Origin of the sequence: Anoxybacillus sp. PDR2, from assembly GCF_009834045.1 — a bacterium.
In the GTDB taxonomy this organism is placed as follows: domain Bacteria; phylum Bacillota; class Bacilli; order Bacillales; family Anoxybacillaceae; genus Anoxybacteroides; species Anoxybacteroides rupiense.
Map to the genome: position 1 here is coordinate 390,987 of NZ_CP047158.1, position 22,779 is coordinate 413,765.

A 22,779-nucleotide genomic window follows, 5' to 3' on the forward strand; every position below is an offset into this window, starting at 1 on the left:
AGTGATGTACAAAGCCGCTTTTTCTCTTCTTTTACTTTGTGTAAGTAGAACTAGTTTTAGACACTTTAAATGTCCGAAGATCACTGTTGATACAAAATGGTTTCCTTTTTAGCGATAAATTTATTTACATCAGTGGAAGGAAGTTCACTGATTTTGTCGAATTTTGGTTAATTGTAAATATTTGTGTAGATATGTGGGGGGACAAAATAAGGAGGGGAGATGAAAGCGTTTATATGAATATGTGAGACAAATGACGGAAGAAATCAATCGCATTGCCTGCGCTTTTGTCCGATGGCTGATAAGAGGTGGATCGGTGGTATCAAAGAACACATGCCAAGCTTGGCATACCGCATTTCAAAAGGAATCATCCTTGCGCTGTAAATCTGGAAAGGGGGAGAAGAGGCTAAGATGATTCATATTTTGGTTGTCGATGACCATCGGCTTGTTGGTGAGGGGACAAAGAAAGTACTGGAAAATGAACCAGACTTTCATGTGGAGCTTGTAACATCTGGAAAAGATGTGGAACCAATCATAGAAAGGTACACCTATGATGCATATTTGCTGGATTGGCAGATGCCTGGGATAAGTGGAGTCGAATTAGGTAAGCGAATTCTGCAAAAACAACCAGATGCGAAAATTGTTATGTATACCGGATATGACATCGCGCCTTTTTTTCATTACTTGATCGAATCAGGTATCACCGGCTTTGTCAGTAAAACGGCGACAAGCGAGCAATTAATCACAGCGATTCGTTGCGCATTAAGGAACGAAGCGGTGGTTCCTGTGCATTTGTTGCGCCGGATGCGGCTTTCTGAGGTGAAGGACCGAACGCAAGAAGGCGAACCGGTCGCGCTGAGCCCCCTTGAGCAGGAAATATTAATGGAAGTTGCCAATGGCTTAGGCAATAAGGAGATTGCAAAAAAATGCCATATCAGCCAACGCAGCATTGAACGGCAACTATCCCGCATTTTTGCCAAACTGCAAGTTTCTTCAAGGATCGAAGCGGTAGAAAAAGCTAGAAAGCTAGGGCTGATCTCCGCGATTCACATGGAATATTAACGCCTCCTTACCGGTGAGGCGTTTTCTTTTTTAAGCCCGCCATCTTAGTGGCGGACTTCCGCCAAAAAATGGCGGGGTTCCGCCACAGGTTGGCGGTGGAGAGACAAGAAAATAGATGTATAATTTTGTATATAAAGGAATGTGCAAAAGTTGCTCTTAACATTTTTGAACAGGGTGGTGATTTGAGTCTATCTCAGAATATAGATGGGTATGTGAATTTGGTGAGGTAATTTTAAATTGTAAATACGATGTTTGAAAGGATAAGCTGGTATGAGGCTGTTATATGTGTTGTTAAGAATGGTTTTAAGTATAAAGATAGACATGATTCTTATTTGCGTTTTTTCGTGCATCCTTATTTTTTATTGCAGTAATCCTCATACAATTAATCCAGTAGAATTTATCTTATACACGAAGTATTTGGTTCCCGTTGGAGTTTGTGTCTGGTTATTCGTAAGTTTTCGCTTACATCTTTTGATTACAAATTCAATTCCTATTAACTGGATTACTATTAACGAAATCGTACAAAAGCCAAAAAAGATTGTGGTTAATCAAATTAGTACTACATTTATTTGTTTCTTAATATTACAAATACTTATCGCTGGAATCATAGCAAGTGCCATTGTCATGACTTTTTCAGCTGGTTGGAATCTCTTTGCTTTCATTTTTAAATTATACTGTATTTATTTTGTTCTTCCGTTTATATGGTCATGGATTACTGGATTATCCATCAGTATTATTTATGCATATCATTCTCACAAAAAAGCGATTTTGTTTTTCGATGTATTTCTTCTATGGGTAATAACGTTATTTTTCCTTGAATATAAGCTTGCATCATTTAATGTATTTATCGAAAATCGTTGGCCTTATATTGATCCTTTATTTAGTCTGACATTTCTAAAAGAGAATGTACTTATTAAGTTAGTATACCTCATTTGTTCAATAGGAGCTTGTTTCGTTTTTGTGAAAATTAGACGCACTATGGTTGGAATTGCTATAAGTGTTATCCTCATCATTTTTGTCACATTTACAACCGATAGTGTTCAAAGTAAATCCCAGTTAGATAAAATTCTGCTAGCTAATGACTATAAACTTTATCATCAGATAAAAAATAAAACCTATAGCAACATAAAAATGACAGACAATTGGAGAATAACGGGTGTTCAAGTTGAACCAGGGTCCCGATACCCAATTCAAATTAAGCTTACTTTAGATAAAAAAGAGAATTTAATCCGTTTTTCTATTAACGAACAATTTAAGATCGACCACATAAAAAGTGAAGGCAAAAATTTATCATTTAAACAACAAGGAAGCATTGTAGAAGTGGAAACAAACGGTGTTCAATCAATGGTGCTATATTATAAAAATACTTTTGGTTCTAGCTTTTATCCGTTAACATCCAATATCGTTTTACTGCCGTTTGAAGCAAACTGGTATCCACAGTCAACCCATTCGAATCTTTATACGATAGACTCATCTGGAACTTTTCATACTAATGTCCAAACAAAAAAATGTAAACGCATAGAGATAATTGAGGGAGAAGAAAATTATAGTTGGCATGGAGATCATTTAGATTGTCTATCAATTATAAAAGGTCCCTACAAACAAATTGAAATTCAAAATACGAAGTTAATCGTTTATGAACCATTTTTGACGAAAACAAAGAATTATAGAGAATTGAAGGATCAACTTGTTTCAATTCGTAGTGAACTTTGTAAATTATTTACTAATCTTAAAAACACAAATTATTGCACAAATGAAATTGAAACTATTGTTATCATTCCAAAAAGCTTAAGTACAACAAATCTCTCGCTATATGACAGCACAGTTACTAACGGAAGCTATACGTTCTACGTCGATCCTTTTCTTGACGTCAATGACAAACCGGTAACAGCATATGTTCAGGAATTATCCACCTTTTTGATCCCATACAGACTGTTCGAAAATGAACAAATAAGCATCTTTGCTAGTCAGTATTTAATGGAAAAACTACATATTCAACCAAGTGGATATTTGAGAACGATAGTGGAGAAATCCTCTATCAACTCGGAATCATGGAATCACTATACGAAACTAACGATGGAAGAGAAAGAAAAGGCGCTCATTCAAATGGCGCAAGAAATGAGGAGAAAAGACTAATGCTAGAATTAAAAAACGTTACTATCAAATATAATCGCCAAATCATTTTGCATAGTTGTAATTGTAAGCTTCCTTCTCAATCAATTATTGTGGCCAAAAATAATATTAATACGGATATTATTTCGAGAACTTTTGCTGGCTTTCATCCTGTAGACGGAGGTGAAATACATTTAGATGAAAATGTTATAAGTGAAAAGAAGAAGTTGAGTAAAAAAGTATTTTTTGTTATACCGGAAAACTACAACAAATTATGGATGAACTATCGTTTACAAGAAATACCCAAATTGATGAATAGCTCATTTCAGCAATCTGCATTATGTCAAAAATACAATATACTTCCCCAAGCATCGATTGATTCACTGACCATATTCCAACGACTGATTTATATTATTTCCCTTGGACAAGCATTGAATCGCACCATATTTATTCTTAATCAGCCAACCAAATACTTCGACTTCGAGGACTTAGAACAGTTTTATCATTTCTTAAAAGATGATTTTTCGGATGCACATTATCTCATTTTTACAAATCGAATAGAAAGAATATTCACTATGCTTTCAAAGCCAATATATCAACTTGATTCTACCAAATTACTACGCTTGAAAGGAGGTGAGGAGGATGGTTGTCAATAAGGCACGTAAAACGAAAGCTAAGGGGCTACCACTATTCATTTTAGTGTTGGTTCTCAGCATTGCTGGATCTGTGTATGCCGCTGGCACTTCAACTGCGCATATTTCACCGGGAGCTAGTTCTGCCACAGGAACACCAGTGAAAGCTACCGGGACTTCTGGAACATTAACAGTCTCTTCATCAGGTCCAGCATTTTATGTACAGGGGTATGCAAAAAAACAAATCGACTGGTGGCCTGACTCAACAGTTGCTTCAGCAATAGCCTACCCATCACAAACAGTAAAAAAATCTTTTACAGCTGAGAACGGGTCTTTCTACTATGCTGAAGCATACACGCAAGCCAACGCGACATCCATTTATGGCGAGGCAAAAGTGACAGTGAACTAATGGTATGTTTCATTCAACAGCAAACGAATGCCAAAGCGGCTCAATCATGCCAGCATTCGTTTGCTTCCTTTTGTTGCTGATGGATATGACCATCCAGAAATGGAGTGACTCATCATGACGTTGTGTTTCCGTTTATCGTGGTTTTACGCGAAACAAATGGTAAAAAGCGTGCTCTATATAGGAACATACATTTTTATGGCTACCATGCTCATTTCCCGCTTTATCATTCGGCAACACGATCCATTTGGAATGACGGATTACGGAAATTTTGTCGGGGAAATGACGTTAATCATCCAAGCAGCGATGTTGTTGTTTATGGTATTTTTTTACAAGTTGTTCTCTGATGAATACCGATTTGGCGCCAATCTTTTGTTTGCCGGTTCGTTGCGCATCACAGCGCTGAAAATCGCAGCCTTGTTCGCCAATCATCTGTTGTTTCTTGCATTGCTTACAGGGCTGCAAGCTGCGCTCGTATGGCAGTTTTATCGCGCATGGGGCATTCCCTTTTCTTCGTTGTATACCGAAACGGTATCGTATATTGCCGCGTATTGGCTGTTGCCGTTAGTGTTCGCCTTTTTTCTTGGTATTTTCACCGCTCTATTGTTTGGGAAAAATCGATTGAGCTTTGCCTGGATGATGGTCGTTTGGCTGGCGATCGGCCCAATGAATACAGAATTGTTTTCCCGTTATTTCCATCACATTTCCTTTTCCGACATCCATAGTTTGTTCTACATCGGCCCGTTGAATATGGACGACGTGTTTCGTGACGTCATTGGGTACAATGTCAGCCTTTCGACGTATATGAAAATGTTGTTTTGGATCATAGCGTCTATGATGGCGGTATGGGCCATCCTTTGGAAAACGGCCCGCACCACAAAGGAGAAAGCGGCCATCATCATGGGCGCCACTTTGCTTTTGGCGGGTGATGCCTGGTTGTTTCCGCATATTTTTACAGGAAGCAAGCTGGTGTTTAGCTATGCTGATTTAAATCAAGAAAATGTTTACTATCAAACTCACTATCCAACAATCAAGCCGAGCACATTGCACTATTCGATTGAACGGTATGACATTCAGTTGGATGCCAAAAGCGGTGTCAATGCGAAAGTGAAAGTGACCTTGCGGCAAATCCGGGGCAACACGCTGTCGTTTGTGCTTTATCATCATTTTGCTCTGAAACAAGTCACCGATCAAACCAGAAAACGGCTGCCGTTTATCCAACAGGGGGATGTCATCACTGTCAAGCGGTCATCCATCCGCCCAGCCGATGAATGGACGTTTGAGTATAAGATGAACGATTCCGCCCAAGTTCCCGTTTCGCCGCACTATTTGTTTTTACCCAACGATTTCAGCTGGGTGCCGACAAGAGCCGACCATGCGCCGTTTGCCTTTGCGAGCGATCATTCCGGCCCAGTGTCCGTATCGATGCAACCGAGCCAGCCGATCCGCTATACGTTGTCGTTTCACGGAACGGCGCCGTTTTATACGAATTTGCCGAGCCGAAGCGATGGAACGTATGAAGGAGCGGTGTCCGGTGGCATTACGGCCGTAGCCGGAATGTTTTTGAAGGAAAAAATCGGGCCATGGGAGATCGTGCATCCTGCGGATTGGCCGGGGGTGGCGGATGTTTGGCCTGCTTTCGAACGCTATTTGCGGCGCATCCATAACGAAATGGTGCAGATGTTCGATTTAAAGGATGCAGAGCTGCCGACGAAAATCGTGCTGCTTGCCCCCCATGGCGAACAACGCAGCGTATATAGCAGCGATCACTTGCTTCTTCAAATCGATACGCCATATTCTCTTCGCTCCCAGGAAGGAACATTAATGTATTTGCCGGAAATAATAACCGAAGGGCTGCTTTGGAGCGGAAAGCATTCATCTAAACAAAAAGAAGCGTTTCAAGCGTTGCTGACAAGATGGTTTCAACAACAATTAGGCCTCCCATATTCCGGAGGAGATTTGACGTTTGATTTGGCTTTGTCAGTCGACTCCTCTGACGGGAAAACACAGCAAGTGCTGAGGCAGATGTCTGGGGAGTATGAACGCTTATCCGATGAGAAAAAGCGGCAATTTTTGGCCTTATGGTACAAACAAATAAGGGAAGGAGCGGATGGCAGCTGGGAGAAAACGGTACAGCTCATCCGTATCGTTCAGGAGGGACAGAAATGATCCATGTATCCGGCGTCACCAAACGAATCAAAAAACAACTCATTTTATCGAACGTATCGCTTTGCATTGAAGGGATCTATGGCTTGGTCGGACCGAACGGAGCCGGCAAAACGACATTGATGAAAATATTGGCCGGCTTGACACCCATGGATGAAGGACAGGTGGCAATCGACGGGCGAAACTATATCAAAGGAAAATATGTGAAAGCCAATGAAAGGATCGGTTATTTGCCGCAAGATTTCATGGTCTATCCGAACATTACGGTCGAAGAAGCGCTTGACCATCTCGCTTTATTGCAAGGAATGATGGACAAGCAGGAACGGCAGGCGGCCATTGCCGAGGCGATCCAAAAAGTCAACTTGAACGGCCATGAGACGAAAAAAATGTCCGAGCTGTCCGGCGGTATGCGGCGACGGGTGGGAATTGCCCATTTATTGACGCGAAAGCCGTCCATCTTGCTTTTCGACGAGCCGACAGCCGGTCTTGATATTGAAGAGCGAATCCGCTTTCGCCATTTGCTCAAACAGCTTGGTTCCGAGCATACCGTCATCATCTCTTCGCACATTGTGGAAGACATTGAGTTTTTGTGTACAAAAATTGGCATTTTAAAACAAGGACAAGTGTTATTTGAAGGCACGCCGTCCAAACTGAAATCCCGTGCGGAAGGCTGCGTGTGGGAATATTGCGTACGCCCGGAAGAATTGGATGACTTGATCGCAGCGAGAGAAGTGGTGCAGCTTCTGGAAGAAGAGGACGGCATTCATGTGCGCGTGTTTTCTAAGACTGACGAAACAGGGGCAAGGCGGGTGGCGCCGCGATTGATCGATGGCTATTTGGCTGTCGTCCGGAGGGGGAATTAAGATGAAACCGTACATAGAATGGATCCGAACCGCATTCACGTTTGACCGAAAGACAATGGGCGGAGCGTTTTTCGTGCCACCGGCGATGTTCGCCCTATCGTTGTTGCTCATTTTGCTTATTCCCCGCAAATCGCAAAGCATTTACGACAATGTGATCATCATCCAAGGGCTGTTCATCCCGTTTTCCGGCTGGTGCCTCACCTATCGGTTCGGTGAAATGTATGAAGACGGAGCGCAAGAAACGCTTGTCCCCTATTATGCGAAATGGTTTTGGGCTGATGTATTTCGCTACTTCTTTGTTCATATGTTGGGAGTCGTTTTGTTAAGCATCGCATTGGGATGGAAATATGGCGCGTCTTCTTTGTCGCCTTTGAACATGATTCACTTCGTTATTTTGACACTGTTTTACCTTTTTTTTAGCACTACATTGATCGTGCTTGTGAAAAACGTGGACATCTCTTTGACGGTCATCTTCATTTATACGGTGCTCGAAGTCGCCACATTAGGGACATTTATGCCATGGCCGCACATCTTTTTGTTCGACCCGCCCGTATGGGACCCATTTTTCATCAGCAAACTGACCGTTTTATCCCTTGCGGTGCTCCTATTGGTATCCATCACTGTTGTATGGATTCGCAGGGGGGACCGGAAGCCGCAATAAGAGCCAATGAAAGCTATCTTAGAGCGCGGATGTACCAAACTAGAGGATATACGGCGTTTCCAACCCACTTTCTCATATGGCATGATTCACTCTACGTTTTTTGTAAAGATGTGTCCCGCTATCGGCGTCACATCCTTCCTCCTTCTCCCATGCTTGATGCTACAAAACTCCTTGAACGAAAGTAGGTGATGTGTAATGAGATGGAAATTTCTGTTTGTATTTTATCTGAAGAAGATGCTTAAAAGTAAGCTATACGCTGGAGCTAGCGTATTATTTTTTGTTTTGTTGATTGCTAGACTCATTTTGTTCTTTTCAGATGATATGCAATCAAATATGGAGTATTCCGGACAACCGCCACATGAAGTCTTCATGCTTGTGCAAATGATATCAATCTTTTACATTGTTTTTTCTATCTTCTCCATTCAAAGGAGCTTCTTTATGGCGTTCAGTCCTTTTTTTGTGGATGGCTATCGGATCATGTTGGAGAAAATGAGCGCGATGTTGGCCGCCCATATGTTATGCCAAGGGTTTATGATGATGGCTTACCACGTTTTTTCACTCGTTTATTTCTTCATATCGACATGATCCGTTACGCTGGACTGCACGGAATTTTTATATTTCTGCTAGTGGGATTGACAGCATGGATCAATGGGTTGAACTTTTTCACAAGCACTTTAATGGCGCACCTGATTATGTTGTTTCTCTTTTATCGAATGGTGGGGATTGCGGTTTTAAGTGCTGTCCGAAGCTTGGATGTTGCACTGGCGATAGTAGCGGCTTATACGTTTATGGAAGTGGCGACATGGCGCTTTTGCTTACCTTTTTGTGGTTAGGAGTGGGCATTATTATATCGGCTATACAACTATGGCGGACGTTTAAATAAAAATATTGGCGGCTTTGTGATATCATATCCTAGACTGTGAATATGGAGTGAATCGGATGGTCCCATACCTGGCCTTGCGCGTCTCTCCCCCGCGGTGAGGCATTTTCTTTTTTAAACCCGCCAACCTGTGGCGGACTTCCGCCAAAAAATGGCGGGGTTCCGCCACAGGTTGGCGGTGAAAAAGTGATAGTTTTGATTTATATTTATAGTATAAAAATCAGACAGATGGGGGGGATTTTTATGTTCAAAAAGGGTTATTTATCCATTTTTCCGCTAGTTACAGGGTTGGCTTTCTTCTCAACTAATACTTTTGCAACTACTGATATTGTGGATAATGATGCTTTAAGCAACGCTCCTGGATTCTCTGAACAAAAGGGAAATTGGATCTACAAGACAGGTTCTGGGTACTACAATGATTATCGGATCGTTTCAGCGACCGTTAATGGCTTTGATCCTGATTATGCCTATATTTGGAGCTTTTATGCACACGATAAAAATGCCGCTCATTATGTCTATTTAAACAATAAAGATTTTACAAATCCAAGAACAGCTTATCAAATAGATGAGCTTGGTGGTATTGTCTATATTAATCAAAATACAGCACCCGGAGGCTGGAATTTTCTAAAAACTAATAAAGAGTGGAATCATATGATTGTAATTAACACATCTTTAACTACCAAGGTAGGAAACGTGGGAGCAGATGCTACAAAAATTACTTATTAATTTGGGGGTGAATACTTTGAAAAAAGAATTTTTGGTTGCTGGAGTTACTGGTGTGATATTAGCCATTTCACTTGTAATATATAATGGTATGGATTTTACTGGGAAAAGAGAAAACGTGGCTCAGGCAAGTGAAAATATCCAAAAAGTAAAAGTTCAAAATACAAATGAACAAAAAACTAAAATTCAAACCTTAATGTTAAATTCTATTGATCATTATAAAACAGCAAAAGGATCGTTTGAATATTTTAGTGAATCAGGTGATTTTTATATCAGTGTAGATTATCAAACAAATCTTTCTGATAGCCCACAATCTTATGAAAAAGTGTATGGACTGGGTAAGGAAAATAATAATGGTATAGTTAATGCGACTGAGTTGGGCTATGAAGTGAGTATATATGATGGAGAAAATTTGATTAACTACAATAGTGGTTCTAGCGATCATCAAACGAATAGTGTTACTAAGAGCAATGTTCCTATAAAAACTATCGTAAAAGTAGGAAAAGTGAGTGAAAAGGAGCGTAATTATTTAAAAAACACGAGTATTCATGAACGGATTACTACAGTAGATGGAGAAAAAGCCTATATACACAGAGTAGATCCATCCTATATGGGGATAGCGAAGACTTCTTTATTTCCAGAAGATATAGCAATGGGATTCTTAGTAGATAGTACACTATGGGATATCACAGGACAGGAAATTATAGCAGGAATTAAGACAATAGTAATAGAAGGTAAACTCAATAGCGAATATTCAAAACGATATAACGCAAAAACTTTCAAATTAAATATAGATCCAAAAACTGGAATAATGATACAAATGGAAGTTTTTGATTCCTCAGGTATCATTAAGGAATCAATAAAAACGAAAAATATTGAAATTAATAAAAATTTAGATGTCAATTTGTTCTCGATTTTTTGATGATTATGTTTCATTAAAATTATTATAAAAAATTAATGAAATAGAGGCAGATCATTAAGATATAATTTTTTAACTTAAATGAGATACACATTGAATCAAAAATAATGTATTAAAACATACGGGCCTCTTTGCAATGACAAAGAGGTTTGATTGTTATGTATCAGGAATTTTATTTTGATTTATCTATTCGGAAATATTTATATCCGTATGGTAGGAATTTATAAAAACAGTGAAAATGCCCCGCGGTGAGGCGTTTTCTTTTTAAGCCCGCCATTTAGTGGCGGAGTTCCGCCACAGGTTGGCGGTAGAGGCAAACAGAAAGAGAAGTATAATAGAAAAAAGTCGCGCATGCCTAGAGAGTATGTTTAAGCCTTAAAGATCGAGGCCTACGGCTGTTAGAAGGACATATGAATGTTATATGCATCCTTATTGGTGAATGGGCGATCAGTGTAATCTGTGATATACAGCCTCGTTTTTAGCTAAGGAGAAGGAGGGAAAAGATGATTCGATTAGAAAATATCAGCCAATCATTTAAGCACCATTCTAGCAAAATCAAAATTTTAAATCATGTTGATCTAGTGATTCAGCAAGGGAGCTGGGTGTCGATTGTCGGTCCGTCCGGCTCAGGGAAATCGACTTTATTAAAAATTATGACGGGTTTATTAAAACCGGATACAGGGACTGTTTATTACCGGGATCTCGATCTCTATCGAATGGGCGAACGAGAAAAAAGCGATTTCCGCCGACGTCATATTGGGTTTGTATTTCAAGATTTTAAATTATTGCCGTATTATTCGGTTTTAGACAATGTGATCCTCCCTTTATATTATGATAAAAAGAAACAGGAATTATATGAAAAAGCGAAAATGCTGTTGCTATCGCTCGGCATTCAAGAGCCGTTATTTTCCCGGCTGCCGAATGACTTATCCGGAGGAGAAAAGCAGCGCGTTGCCTTTGCGCGTGCGCTCATTGCCGATCCGGACGTATTGGTTTGCGATGAGCCGACAGGGAATTTAGATCGGGAGAATCGCGATCATATGATTGAGATTTTGCGTTCCTTCAACCAGCAAGGAAAAACGATGATTTTAGTGACCCATGATATGGAAGTGGCGGCCTACTCTAATTGCATTTATTTATTAAAAGATGGGCTTCTTCTGCCAAATGAGGTGAATGTATGATCCGGATCGTTTGGCGTCGTCTCGTTCACCGGAAAATGGCAACAATGACGATGCTGGCCGCTCTTATCAGCGTCTATACGCTGATTCCGTTCGGCCTTTTCCAAGCGAAAGAAGCGAAATCAACGGTCGACAGCAGCATTGAGAAATATGGAAGGGGTACATATGATCTATTAGTTCGTCCTGCCTCATCAAGAACGCAAGTGGAAAAAACGCTTGGCGTCGTCGAGGAAAACTATATTGGCGATGGAAAGGGCGGCTTTTCCATCGCCGAGTGGAAGCGGATCAAAGCCGATCCGCTGATTGAAGCGGCTGCTCCTGTTGCTTCATTAGGCTACTTTCGCGGCAAGCAGTTTTCCCTAGAGCTCCCTTTTTTGGAAAATCCGTCGAGATTCACCTATCAATTTTATACATCAGACGGATATAAAAACTATCCGCTCGGTTCTTCGGGAACATTTGTCTATTTTGAACAGCTCGATCCTGGAACGACTCAGTATGTTACCACAGCACAGCGTTTTGGAAGCGCAGCCATGATGATTGAGATGCCGGAGAATTATTACCTTTTGGTCGCCATTGACCCGGAAAGCGAACAGCAGTTAACCGGCATTGATTTTTCCAAATTAGAAGAACCGCTGGAACTGGATCGCCCTCAGGATCCAAAAGCGATGATGCTAAAAATGACGCTTGAAAATTACGGGAATCCCCCTGTTGTAAAGGTGCTTCAGCGTGATGATTTGAATATCCCCGTTTTTCTTCGCCTGCAAGTGGATACGCTTGAGGTAAGCATCGAGAAGTATCTTCGCAGCCTCCATTTGCAGCAAGGGCAATGGATGATGAGTGCAAGCCCGGAGAAAATCGCCGAGGTTTTAAAGGAACTGAAAAAGGAGAGAGTCGTGCAATCGAAAACGATCGATTTAGATTTATCGAAGTTTCAAAAGCCGTTTGATGGTACGGCGCTGATTCTTAATGACCAGTGGCAGTTAAATGTTGCGCAAAGATATTCAATTGGCGGCGATACGTCCGTTTATTATGTCGCCTCTAAAATTGTTTATCAGCATCTTGATTCCATTCCGACCATCCATATTGTACAGCCTGGTGAGCCGCCGTCTTATAAGCAGGTAGAAAAACGGGGCGTCTCGATGGCGACTGCAACGAAACTCCCTTTTATTATTGAACAGGTAGGCACGTTTTCTCCGAAAAAGGAGCCCAGCAACAAGCTTGCTTCAAGCCCTCTGGGCATTTATGGAGGGATGGAGGCAACAACCGAAGAGGGCCGCACATTAACGCCGACAACAGTACCCGGAAGTTTCATTCCAGCGCCTGCCAGCGGTGTGACGACGTTGGAAGCGGCTGAACTGATCAAAGGAAAGAAACCGATTGATGCCATTCGCGTTCGAATTGCTGGAATTAAAAAGTATGATGAGGCAGCCCGCCGGAAAATTGAACAGGTGGCCGCTAAGTTGTTGAAGCAGGGATATGAGGTAGATGTCGTAGCCGGCGCTTCGTTTAAGGAAATGACGCTTGATGTCGAGGGGATCGGCAAAGTCAAGGAGCCGTGGACAACGTTAGGAGTCGCCCAACGGCTGACACATACATGGAATGATATGAGTCTTGTAACCACATTTTTGTTTTCTTGCTTTGCCCTGCTTTGGCTCGCTATGAGACTCGTTTTTGAAAAAAATCTGCTGGCTCTTGAAAATGAATATCTAACTCTCCTTGGTTGGCGAGAAGGACAGATTCGCAAGCGAAATGCCATAGAGCAATATTTGCTTATGACGGTTGCCTTAGCGGCGTCTTTTAGCATTTTATATGGTTTGGATGCCGCCCTGCCGCTATATGGGGTGGCCGCTGGTTTGTGGATGTTTTCCATAGTGCTTGTGACATTTTTGCTTCACAGAAAAGAAGAACGAAAGGAGCGAACGATCGCTTATCGCCGTTTTTCTTCCATTCGTTATTATCGGCGCTGGATTGTTCCGATGATGGGGATTTTATCGCTTGCCGCCGTGTTGCTGGCTGTACAGATCGCCGCGTTGACCGCTGCCCTGCAGGAGACGGCAGAGACCGCCTTAGGGGAGTATATAAGAAATGCGACCTTTTGGGTGCAAATCTCGATCATTTTATCGTCAACTGGCCTTGCCGCCATCGGTGTGAGCGAAGGGGTTCATACGCTATTGAGCGAACGAAAAAGCGAGTTTCAAATGTATGAGATGATCGGTTGGACAAGAAGAACGAGGCTCTGGCATTTTGCAAAGGAAATAGCGGTTTGGGCTCTTTCTGCCATCATTCTCGGATTGGCTTTTGCCAGCCTTGCCCTTTATTTGCTTCATGTTTCCTTTATGTGGAGCGTGATGGGATTAAGCAGTTCGTTTGTGATCTTGGCGATCATGATCGCGGTTATCGTATGGACGCGCCATTTTGATGCGGTTTAGCCTAAATGGTATCTTCCCTCTCCAGCTTTGCCTGGAGAGGGAATGGGTTTTGGGTTGTTTGCCCTATGCCGGTTGCCTGCCTCTCAGACAGAAAAATCGTAAATCGCTTGTTCGAGCAAGATCATTTGATTTTGTGGCATTCCCGTGATTCCGCATAAAAAAGGGCGATTGATATATAGAGCCCTTCCGGATGAAAGCTTCGCAGATTCATAAAAACGCATCTTGATATGGCCAGCGGGAATCTCCGCATAAGAGCCAAATCGGTCAGCATGATAGCGGACTAAAGAAGAAGGAATATCAAATAAGTGGCAATATTTTTGGACCGACTCGTCGAGGTGGTCCGCTTGAATGCCGATATAGGAAAGGGTTGGCTGTCCATGATGATGCTGCATCAGCTGTTTCATTTCCTGCTTCCGTATGCTGTCTTGTTGCCCCCATTGAATAAAAAATGGATAGCGGTATGTGCGATGGGACTCATCTCTAATAAACAGCATCGACCAGCTGAGCACGGTCCCGTCTTCTCGTTGCCGGTTTCCGGCAAATGGGCCAATGGGGGTTAATCCTTTTTCAGAAATATGGTTCATGATGGCATGGATGTCATTTGTGCGAAAGGCGATTTGTGAAAAGCCGGCCCCTTGGGCGGAGTCTGTGACGATTTGCTGGATCAGTCTATTATCAGACTTTTTCGCTTTGTTAAGGTCCATAAAGCCAATCCATTCAATGTAGCGCAAGTCACGGAAATAGCATAGGCAATTATACGTTCCCCAATCGTGATGAATACCGCCCTGTACGGCGTGGAAGCCCATTTGTGCAAAAGCAGCTTTCGCTTCTCTGGGGGATGCTGTTAGATGAACAAGATGGTCAAAGGTCACTTGCATGGGTCTCTCTCCTTTTCATATATCCATAGAAACGGTTGATTGCGGCATGTTTCAATATGGCTGTTTGATGATCGCCGAAGTGATGCTTTGGTCATGTGGCTGCATGATGAAATCAGCTTGTATTTATTATAAAAATAAGAAGGAAAAAGCGCCAATACCCCCTTTTCTATACTTCGCTGGCGTCTCGGCGGATTGGCCATTCGCATAGAAAGGTAGAAAGGGTTCACAAAGAGGAATTTTTTTAACAAAAGCGAATGTAGTATAGTATGAATCCGATAGAGAGGAGGGCATAGGATGGGTATGGTAGATCTATCCAAAAGGGAGGTTTGGCAGCGTTTTATACGAGAAGGAATATTGGATCAAGGAAGAATCCATCACAGAATTGAAGAATCATGGCAGCTTTGCCGCCGCTATAATGTTAATCCATACGATGGAAAGGGGAAAGTTGTGCTGGAACCGCCTTTATTGCTGGAGCGGAAGCAAAAAAATCGGCGATTGCTGCAGCTGGCAGTTCCTGTTTTAGAAAAGCTACAGAAGCTGATTCAGGAGACAAAATCGCTTTTGTTGTTAATTGATCGCGATGGATATGTTTTATACGCGAATGGACATCAGCAAGCGATCAAGAAAGCTAAAGCGATTCGTTTTACAGAAGGAGTGAAATGGACCGAGGATGAGGTTGGAACAAATGCGATTGGCACAGCGCTAAGAATTCAGGAGCCGATCACCGTTGTCGGCGATGAGCACTACTCAGTCGCTTCCCAGCAATGGATATGTTCAGCTACGCCTATCTATAATGAAAAGAAAGAATTAGTTGGAGCGATTGATCTTTCTTGCCCCATCAACAGCTCTCTGCTTCAAGACCATGCTTTAGCCACTGTTGTTGCCGCCGCTTATACCATCGAACAGCGATTTCAGCTACAAAAGAAAGAAGATCTATTAGAACTATTTAAGTATACACATCACATTCCCAATCCTCATTCTCCGGTTGTCATCTGCGACTGTCATGAAAAAACGGTATGGATGAACCATGGGTTGCGCGCTTTCTTGCCTAATTTAACCGATCAGCCACTGGAATCCCTTTGTGAACAAAAATGGAGAATTCAAACAAAAAAACCGATTCACTCTGCCGTTGATGGTGAGTTGATCGGCTATGAGGTGACGCTTCAGAGAACCGCCGTTTATCCACAAACCTTTTACTTCTCTGCGCCATCCTTTCATTTTGATGGTGTTGCGGGAGAAAGCGAGGTGTTTGCCCATGTTTTGCAAAGCTGCGAAAAAGCAGCAAAAACAGAGACCACGGTTTATATGACGGGAGAAACCGGTACCGGAAAGGAAATGCTCGCCCGCTTTATTCATCAAAATAGCAACCGGAAAAACAAACCGTTTGTGGCGGTCAACTGCGGCGCCATTCCAAAAGAGCTGATTGGCAGTGAATTGTTTGGCTATGCAGAAGGAGCGTTTACAGGGGCCAAGCGGACAGGACATAAGGGGAAATTTGTGCAGGCGAATGGTGGAACCTTGTTTCTTGATGAAATGGGCGAGATCCCTCCAGAGATGCAAGTAGCACTTTTAAGGGTGCTTCAAGAGCGTGAGGTGGTACCTATTGGGGGCGATAAAGCCATTCCGGTTGATGTGAGAATCATTACGGCCACTCATCGCGACTTATACAAGCTAGTGCAGGAAGGAAAACTTAGGGAGGATTTGTTCTACCGAATTTATGTGTACCCCATTCATGTACCGCCGCTTAGAGAGAGAAAAGAAGATATTCCCTTTTTTATTGAGCATTACTGTCAAAAACACCATTGGACGGTAACCTTTTCAGATCAGCTGCTGCAATTATTGATGAATTATCACTGGCCTGGAAATATCCGCGAACTGTTGAATGTTTTGGAAAGAATCCGTGTGGAATATGGGACGCATCTCCCATCGGTTTCTCAGCTTCAGTCGATGCTTGTAGCTTGGAATCAAAATAAAGAAAAAGCGGAGCAGAATCAAGCACTATCTTACAGAGAGAAGATCGAAAAAGAACGAATGATGAACGTATTGCAGATCACGAACGGAAATGTCAGCAAAGCAGCGGCTACGCTTAATATTTCGCGAAGCACCCTTTATCGTAAACTGAAAAAATACCAGCTCATGTAGAACATCCTAGAAAAGTGTTCCGTTTCTCCGCGTTCTGCGCAAAAGGGAAAAGGTTCGCCAATGAACAAAAATGAAACAAAATGATACAGTATGAAACAAAATGAGAAACAATGTCGCTTTTGTGTATCAGGCGCTTGCAAAAGGATTGATTTTGTAAGCGCTTTTTTGCTGGCACGATACTTGCAATATATAAAAGTGAAATGAATCGAATAGGAGGGAGCATGATGACAATCGCAAAATCACAAACGAAAAGCATCACTCAAGAAAAAGCGAAGTGGATGTATCAAAAAATGAATGAAATTCGCCAGTTTGAGGACAAAGTGCATGAAATTTTTAGCAAAGGTGTTTTGCCTGGTTTTGTTCATTTGTATGCTGGCGAGGAGGCGGTGGCAGTCGGAATTTGCGCCCATTTAAGCGAAAAAGACTATATTACGAGCACACACAGAGGGCACGGTCATTGCATTGCAAAGGAATGTGACTTAAATGGAATGATGTCTGAAATTTATGGAAAGGCGACAGGGCTATGTAAAGGAAAAGGCGGATCGATGCATATTGCCGATGTGGAAAAAGGAATGCTTGGTGCCAATGGAATCGTTGGAGGAGGCTTTCCTCTCGCTGTTGGTGCCGGATTGACGGCGAAGTTAAAGAAAACGGGCGGAGTGGCCGTTTGCTTTTTCGGAGATGGCGCCAACAACCATGGAACGTTTCATGAAGGGATCAATCTTGCGGCGATTTGGAAGCTACCGGTCATTTTTGTGGCCGAAAATAATGGATACGCGGAAGCTACTCCTTTTGAATATGCTTCCAGCTGCCAAAATATTGCCGATCGTGCGGCTGCTTATAATATTCCGGGAGAAATTGTGGACGGTAAGGATGTGGTCGCTGTTTATGAAGCGGCGGAAAGGGCGATTGAGCGAGCAAGAAACGGACAAGGCCCGACGCTGATTGAGTGTAAAACTTATCGAAACTACGGACATTTCGAGGGAGATGCGCAAACATACAAATCATCGGAAGAAAAGCAGAAGCATTTGCAGGAGCTTGATGCGATTGTCAGATTCCGCAAGCATTTGCTGGCGAATGGGCTTGTCTCTGAGCAGGAGCTAATGCATATCGAACAAAATGTGGCAGAAGCGATTGAGAAGGCTGTCGAGTTTGCGGAGAATAGTCCGTTTCCGACCGAAGAGGAGCTTTTGCGGGATGTATATGTATCCTATTAATGAAAAAGTGAGGGGGAGCGAAAGATGACAAGAAAAATTTCTTTCTCAGAAGCGGTCAATGAGGCGATGAAGCTGGCGATGCGAAAAGATCCGAATGTCATTTTGCTCGGAGAGGATGTCGCCGGCGGGGCGACAGTCGACCATTTGCAGGATGACGAAGCATGGGGAGGAGTGATGGGAGTCACGAAAGGACTTGTGCAGGAGTTTGGGAGAGAACGAGTACTTGATACGCCGATTGCTGAAGCGGGATATATGGGAGCGGCTGTCACGGCGGCGGCCACTGGAATGCGGCCAATCGCTGAATTAATGTTTAATGACTTTATCGGCAGTTGTTTGGACGAGGTGATGAATCAGGGAGCAAAGCTGCGCTATATGTTTGGCGGAAAGGCGAAGGTGCCGCTCACTGTGCGGACGATGCATGGTGCAGGGTTTCGGGCGGCGGCCCAGCATTCGCAAAGCCTTTATGCGTTATTTACCCACATACCAGGTTTAAAGGTGGTTGTGCCATCGACTCCATCTGACGCAAAAGGGCTCTTGCTCGCTTCGATTTTTGATGATGATCCCGTGATCTTTTTTGAGGATAAAACACTTTATAACATGAAAGGAGAAGTAGACGAGGAGTTTTATACGATTCCGCTTGGAAAGGCCGATATTAAACGGCAAGGCAGCGATTTGACGATTGTCGCAATCGGAAAACAGGTGCATACCGCGTTAAAGGCGGCAGAATTATTAAAAGAGAGAGGAATTGAAACAGAAGTCGTCGATCCAAGAACGCTATCTCCGCTTGATGAGGAGACGATTTTAGCTTCTGTGGAGAAGACGGGCCGGCTTATTGTCATCGATGAAGCAAATCCGCGCTGCAGCGCTGCTACGGATATTTCCGCGCTCGTGGCCGATAAAGGATTTGATTATTTAGACGCGCCGATCAAAATGATTACCGCTCCGCATTGCCCGGTTCCATTTTCGCCGGCATTGGAGGACCTGTATTTGCCAACTCCGGAAAAAGTGTTGCGGGCAGCAGCTGAAATTATCGGCGATGAAACGATTGTAACCGTGTGAAGCAGACGCGAATCGTGCGGGACATAGTAAAACTTTGTTTTATTTCAATCAGCTGGCATGCGCCTTTCTTTCTTAAAGCGTGAATCAATAGGTCATTCATTTCAGCTGGAGTCCAGCAGCTGACATTTTCTCAAAAAGATAAGAGTGAATATAGGGCGCTAGTATAATGAGCGATTTAACAGCTTTCCAAAAGAAGTCTCCCATCCTCGAGGACCATGAAGGGTGACAGCCCAGTGAGTAGGGGGAGATGAATTTCGGTCGGCGATCCGCCAACGGATAGGATACTCTATCGTTCGAACGGACCCCTGCGGAACGAAGGGAAGCGTAAAGGGTTCTTGTGTGGGGCTTACCGTTCAGCGAACACGCACAAGTCGCTTGAAGCCCCCTCCTCTAAACGGTGGCGTGGCGGGTGGTTCACAAGAGCGGCTGGCGACATGGACGCTCAGGCGCATGCTGCCTACATTGATTGCAGCATTTTTCATTCCTTGTATTCATCGGAAAAGGAGAGGGAAATCATGGCGGTTGAAATTATTATGCCAAAGCTAGGAATGAGCATGGAAGAAGGAACGGTAGTCGAGTGGCTCAAAAAAGAAGGAGACGCGATTAAAAAAGGTGAGTCGATTGCGGTCATCAGCTCGGAAAAAATCGAAAAAGATATTGAAGCCCCTCAGGATGGAGTGCTATTGAAGATTATTGCGGCGCAAGACGAAACGGTTGCAGTAGGGCAAGCCATCGGCTATATCGGTCAAGAAGGAGAAAGCATGCATGAAGCGGAAGGAAGAGAAGCTGTCAAGAAAGAAGAACAAGTGATCAGCACAGCAAGCCAAACAGCGCGGCAGGAAGCGGCGACAGCGATCGCGGCAGAAGAGACGAAGCCCGCTCCGCAGATGATGGCCCGTGTCTCGCCTGCGGCGAGGAAGCTCGCTCGCGAAGCGGGGATTGATTTAAGCAAAATTTCCGGTTCTGGCCCAAAGGGAAGGATAACAAGAGCTGATATTGAAAAGGCCATACAAATGGCACAGGCTCCTGCCCCTTCTGTTGCGGAAAAGCAGCTAAAGCCTCAAACGAATGTTGAAGTTGAGCCAAGCGGTGTGACGGTCAAACCGATGACAGGCATGCGTAAAACCATTGCCTCAAGAATGCTTGCTAGCCTGCAGCAAACGGCGCAGTTGACCATTCATATGAACGCGGATGTCACTCATTTGTTGGAGCTGCAGGAAAAGCTGAGACAGGATGAAGCGATCGGAAAACTGACGATCACGGACTTTATTGCCCGTGCTGTCGTTTTATCGTTGCTTCAACATAAACAAATAAACAGCCATTATCAAAATGGACAGATTCAAACGTATGATGCGGTCCATTTAGGGATAGCTGTTGCGTTGGAAAACGGCCTTATTGTTCCCGTCGTCAAACATGCCGAATCTCTTTCTTTAAGAGAAATTTCACAGCAAATCAAGACGTTAAGTAAAAAGGCGCGTGAAGGGGCTTTAAACAGTGAAGAGATGACAGGATCGACCTTTACCATTACTAGTCTTGGTGCTTATGGAGTCGAATTTTTTACGCCGGTGCTCAATCCTCCAGAGGTAGGGATTCTTGGGGTAGGGACGGCAACCGATGTCCCTGTTTTTATCGGGGAGGACATTCAACGCAGAAAACGATTGCCACTCAGCTTGACGTTTGACCACCAAATCATTGATGGAGCTCCAGCGAGCGATTTTCTCCGCACCGTGAAGACTTATTTAGAAGCGCCGTATCGGCTGCTTTGGTTATCATAGTCATTGCCGATCGCAAACGTTCACCGAGGCAGATTCCTCCTTTACATATGAATCTGCCTCGGTTTAATTTGTTTAGTTTTCCACCATTTTAGCAAATTGATTTAACGTACAATTTGGCTCTACACCAAGTCGCTTAATTTCCAGCAATGCATCGCCAACCTGGACTTTCCCTGGTTTGGTTGTCACGGCCATATGAATATTTAATTCTTTTAATAGCTTTATTGTATTAGCATTGTATTGGCCGAACGGATAGGCGAAATATTTGCTTCCTTCCAGTATGCTTATGCTTTGTTTAATGTCCGCTTTGACGGTTGCATAAGGCTTTGTGATCACATCACTTTTGTTGCCGTTTAAATGATGTAGCTGATGGGTATGGGATTCAAATGTAAATACGTCCTTCATGCTGTTCATTTCCGTTTGACTTAAAAATTGCAGCTTATCTGGGTTAAATGGCTGCGGTGTTTTCGTCATTCTGCTCGTGATGACAAAATTAGCTGCTTTAAATCCGTACGATTTTAATACAGGATAAGCATACAAAAAACTCGTTTTTAAACCGTCGTCAAAGGTAATGACAACCGCTTTGGCCGGGAGATTGGCCGTTCCTTTTACGTAATTTTCTAAGCGCTCCAGCGTAATCGCCTCGTACCCATGAGTTTTCAGCCAATTCATCTGTTGGTTAAACTGAAGATCCGAAATAGTCGTCGATACATTGCGATAATTTTTATTTTCTGCTGGCTTTAAAATATGATGATACATAAGGACAGGGACACCATTGTCCCACTTAGCTTTTGAATCATGTAAATATCCGATTCGTCCGCCGACATCAAGTTGGTACCAATGATTGATTTTTTTTATAATCGGATAACGCATATTGCCTTTGATCGTGACGAAAGGAATCAGTTTGCCCTTGCTATTATCATAAACGCGTTCATTTTTATTGATTAAAATCGTGCGGTTTGAGTTTTTTAGATTTTTTGCATTTTCTCCTGAAACCGTTTGGCTGCAAAAGGGATGAACAGCACCCTTATACACATAAGCATAGCTATTGCCAAATTTTATTTTCCACCAATTTTTCCCTGCATCTGCATAGATTTTTAATATATCTCCTTTTTCCATATAGCCTACTTCAAGTAATGAGCCTGTGCTGTTGTCAAGCAGTGGAACGCGTGACTGTATCGCTTTAATATACATTTTTTGTCCGTCGGCAGTTGCTTTATGAGTGAATAAAACCAAAAAAACAGCTAAGCATGAAAAGATAAAGAGGAAGATGCGCCGCATGTCATGATCACCTCCTTTCCTAATTTGATTGACTGATAGGGGGAGAACGGCAAATATCGGCTTTCATTCTCCATTGCCAGCCTATGATGAATCGCCTTATTCCATTGGTTTTGCTTAAAGGTGCGTATGTATACTTTCACGGAGTGAACGGATTCAATACAGATTGATTTTCTAATATGGCCTCATCATTTTCAAACGGTTGAACGAGCTCGTTTCTATCGGTTTTCCATTTGAACCCATCATTTATATCGATATGAAATTTAGGGTGTTTTTCGTTGGTTCAAGGCAAGTTTCCATATTGTTAAAAAATGGGTTGATTTTTTGGAGTAAACAATTCATTCAACCTTTCCCGATCGATCAATAGAGGTCGACTTGAATTCTTTTGCCGTTTGTTCCATTACG

The 22,779-nt window shown here is 42.9% G+C and carries 18 protein-coding genes and 1 pseudogene; 17 read left to right on the top strand and 2 right to left on the bottom strand.

Going from position 1 to position 22,779, the window contains the following annotated elements:
- Positions 1–408 precede the first annotated feature (408 nt).
- From GRQ40_RS01985 to GRQ40_RS02040, 13 genes and pseudogenes are all read left to right on the top strand, one after another.
- Entirely contained in the window at positions 409–1,059 is a 651-nt protein-coding gene (locus GRQ40_RS01985) for a response regulator (RefSeq protein ID WP_159719255.1), read from the top strand.
- Positions 1,060–1,344: 285 nt separating this feature from the next.
- On the top strand, positions 1,345–3,195 hold the full coding sequence (locus tag GRQ40_RS01990; protein ID WP_370514182.1) for a hypothetical protein: 1,851 nt from the start codon (positions 1,345–1,347) through the stop codon (positions 3,193–3,195).
- On the top strand, positions 3,195–3,827 hold the full coding sequence (locus GRQ40_RS01995) for an ATP-binding cassette domain-containing protein (RefSeq protein ID WP_159719257.1): 633 nt from the start codon (positions 3,195–3,197) through the stop codon (positions 3,825–3,827). Before GRQ40_RS01990 ends, GRQ40_RS01995 begins: the two co-directional genes overlap by 1 nt.
- Positions 3,814–4,212, top strand: a complete 399-nt coding sequence (locus tag GRQ40_RS02000; RefSeq protein ID WP_159719258.1) for a hypothetical protein — start codon at positions 3,814–3,816, stop codon at positions 4,210–4,212. The genes GRQ40_RS01995 and GRQ40_RS02000 overlap by 14 nt, the downstream gene beginning before the upstream one ends.
- A 114-nt stretch (positions 4,213–4,326) precedes the next feature.
- Entirely contained in the window at positions 4,327–6,378 is a 2,052-nt protein-coding gene (locus GRQ40_RS02005; RefSeq protein WP_159719259.1) for an ABC transporter permease, read from the top strand.
- Entirely contained in the window at positions 6,375–7,238 is an 864-nt protein-coding gene (locus GRQ40_RS02010) for an ABC transporter ATP-binding protein (protein WP_159719260.1), read from the top strand. Before GRQ40_RS02005 ends, GRQ40_RS02010 begins: the two co-directional genes overlap by 4 nt.
- A 1-nt stretch (position 7,239) precedes the next feature.
- The gene (locus GRQ40_RS02015; protein WP_159719261.1) at positions 7,240–7,899 is read left to right on the top strand and encodes a hypothetical protein; all 660 of its coding nucleotides are present in this window, start codon (positions 7,240–7,242) and stop codon (positions 7,897–7,899) included.
- Positions 7,900–8,094: 195 nt separating this feature from the next.
- Positions 8,095–8,475 (top strand): annotated as a pseudogene (locus GRQ40_RS18900) (ABC transporter permease); the annotation flags it as partial.
- Positions 8,418–8,732, top strand: a complete 315-nt coding sequence (locus GRQ40_RS02020; RefSeq protein WP_159719262.1) for a hypothetical protein — start codon at positions 8,418–8,420, stop codon at positions 8,730–8,732. The pseudogene GRQ40_RS18900 and the gene GRQ40_RS02020, both read left to right, overlap by 58 nt.
- 290 nt (positions 8,733–9,022) lie before the next feature.
- Positions 9,023–9,505: a hypothetical protein gene (locus GRQ40_RS02025; protein ID WP_159719263.1), complete on the top strand. Its 483-nt coding sequence runs from the start codon at positions 9,023–9,025 to the stop codon at positions 9,503–9,505.
- Between the two features lie 7 nt (positions 9,506–9,512).
- On the top strand, positions 9,513–10,424 hold the full coding sequence (locus GRQ40_RS02030) for a hypothetical protein (protein WP_159720709.1): 912 nt from the start codon (positions 9,513–9,515) through the stop codon (positions 10,422–10,424).
- Between the two features lie 500 nt (positions 10,425–10,924).
- Entirely contained in the window at positions 10,925–11,602 is a 678-nt protein-coding gene (locus GRQ40_RS02035) for an ABC transporter ATP-binding protein (protein ID WP_080859680.1), read from the top strand.
- Entirely contained in the window at positions 11,599–14,028 is a 2,430-nt protein-coding gene (locus tag GRQ40_RS02040; RefSeq protein WP_159719264.1) for an ABC transporter permease, read from the top strand. The genes GRQ40_RS02035 and GRQ40_RS02040 overlap by 4 nt, the downstream gene beginning before the upstream one ends.
- A gap of 83 nt (positions 14,029–14,111) precedes the next feature.
- Here GRQ40_RS02040 and GRQ40_RS02045 read toward each other — a convergent pair whose 3' ends face one another.
- A complete protein-coding gene (locus GRQ40_RS02045; RefSeq protein WP_159719265.1) occupies positions 14,112–14,906 on the bottom strand; it encodes a VOC family protein in 795 nt (264 codons plus the stop codon).
- A gap of 294 nt (positions 14,907–15,200) precedes the next feature.
- Here GRQ40_RS02045 and GRQ40_RS02050 point away from each other — a divergent pair, with 294 nt between their 5' ends.
- The 4 genes from GRQ40_RS02050 to GRQ40_RS02065 all read left to right on the top strand — a co-directional run bounded on the left by GRQ40_RS02050 (position 15,201) and on the right by GRQ40_RS02065 (position 21,099).
- Positions 15,201–17,048, top strand: a complete 1,848-nt coding sequence (locus tag GRQ40_RS02050; RefSeq protein WP_159719266.1) for a sigma-54-dependent Fis family transcriptional regulator — start codon at positions 15,201–15,203, stop codon at positions 17,046–17,048.
- Positions 17,049–17,269: 221 nt separating this feature from the next.
- Positions 17,270–18,265: a thiamine pyrophosphate-dependent dehydrogenase E1 component subunit alpha gene (locus tag GRQ40_RS02055; protein WP_066148430.1), complete on the top strand. Its 996-nt coding sequence runs from the start codon at positions 17,270–17,272 to the stop codon at positions 18,263–18,265.
- Between the two features lie 24 nt (positions 18,266–18,289).
- Positions 18,290–19,324 (top strand): alpha-ketoacid dehydrogenase subunit beta, encoded by a 1,035-nt coding sequence (locus GRQ40_RS02060; RefSeq protein ID WP_044741354.1) that lies wholly within the window; start codon positions 18,290–18,292, stop codon positions 19,322–19,324.
- Positions 19,325–19,839: 515 nt separating this feature from the next.
- Positions 19,840–21,099 carry a dihydrolipoamide acetyltransferase family protein gene (locus GRQ40_RS02065; RefSeq protein ID WP_159719267.1) on the top strand — a complete coding sequence of 420 codons (1,260 nt, stop codon included), beginning with the start codon at positions 19,840–19,842 and terminating at the stop codon, positions 21,097–21,099.
- A gap of 72 nt (positions 21,100–21,171) precedes the next feature.
- Here the strand turns inward: GRQ40_RS02065 and GRQ40_RS02070 are convergent, their stop codons facing one another.
- Positions 21,172–22,377 (bottom strand): polysaccharide deacetylase family protein, encoded by a 1,206-nt coding sequence (locus GRQ40_RS02070; protein WP_159719268.1) that lies wholly within the window; start codon positions 22,375–22,377, stop codon positions 21,172–21,174.
- Positions 22,378–22,779 lie beyond the last annotated feature (402 nt).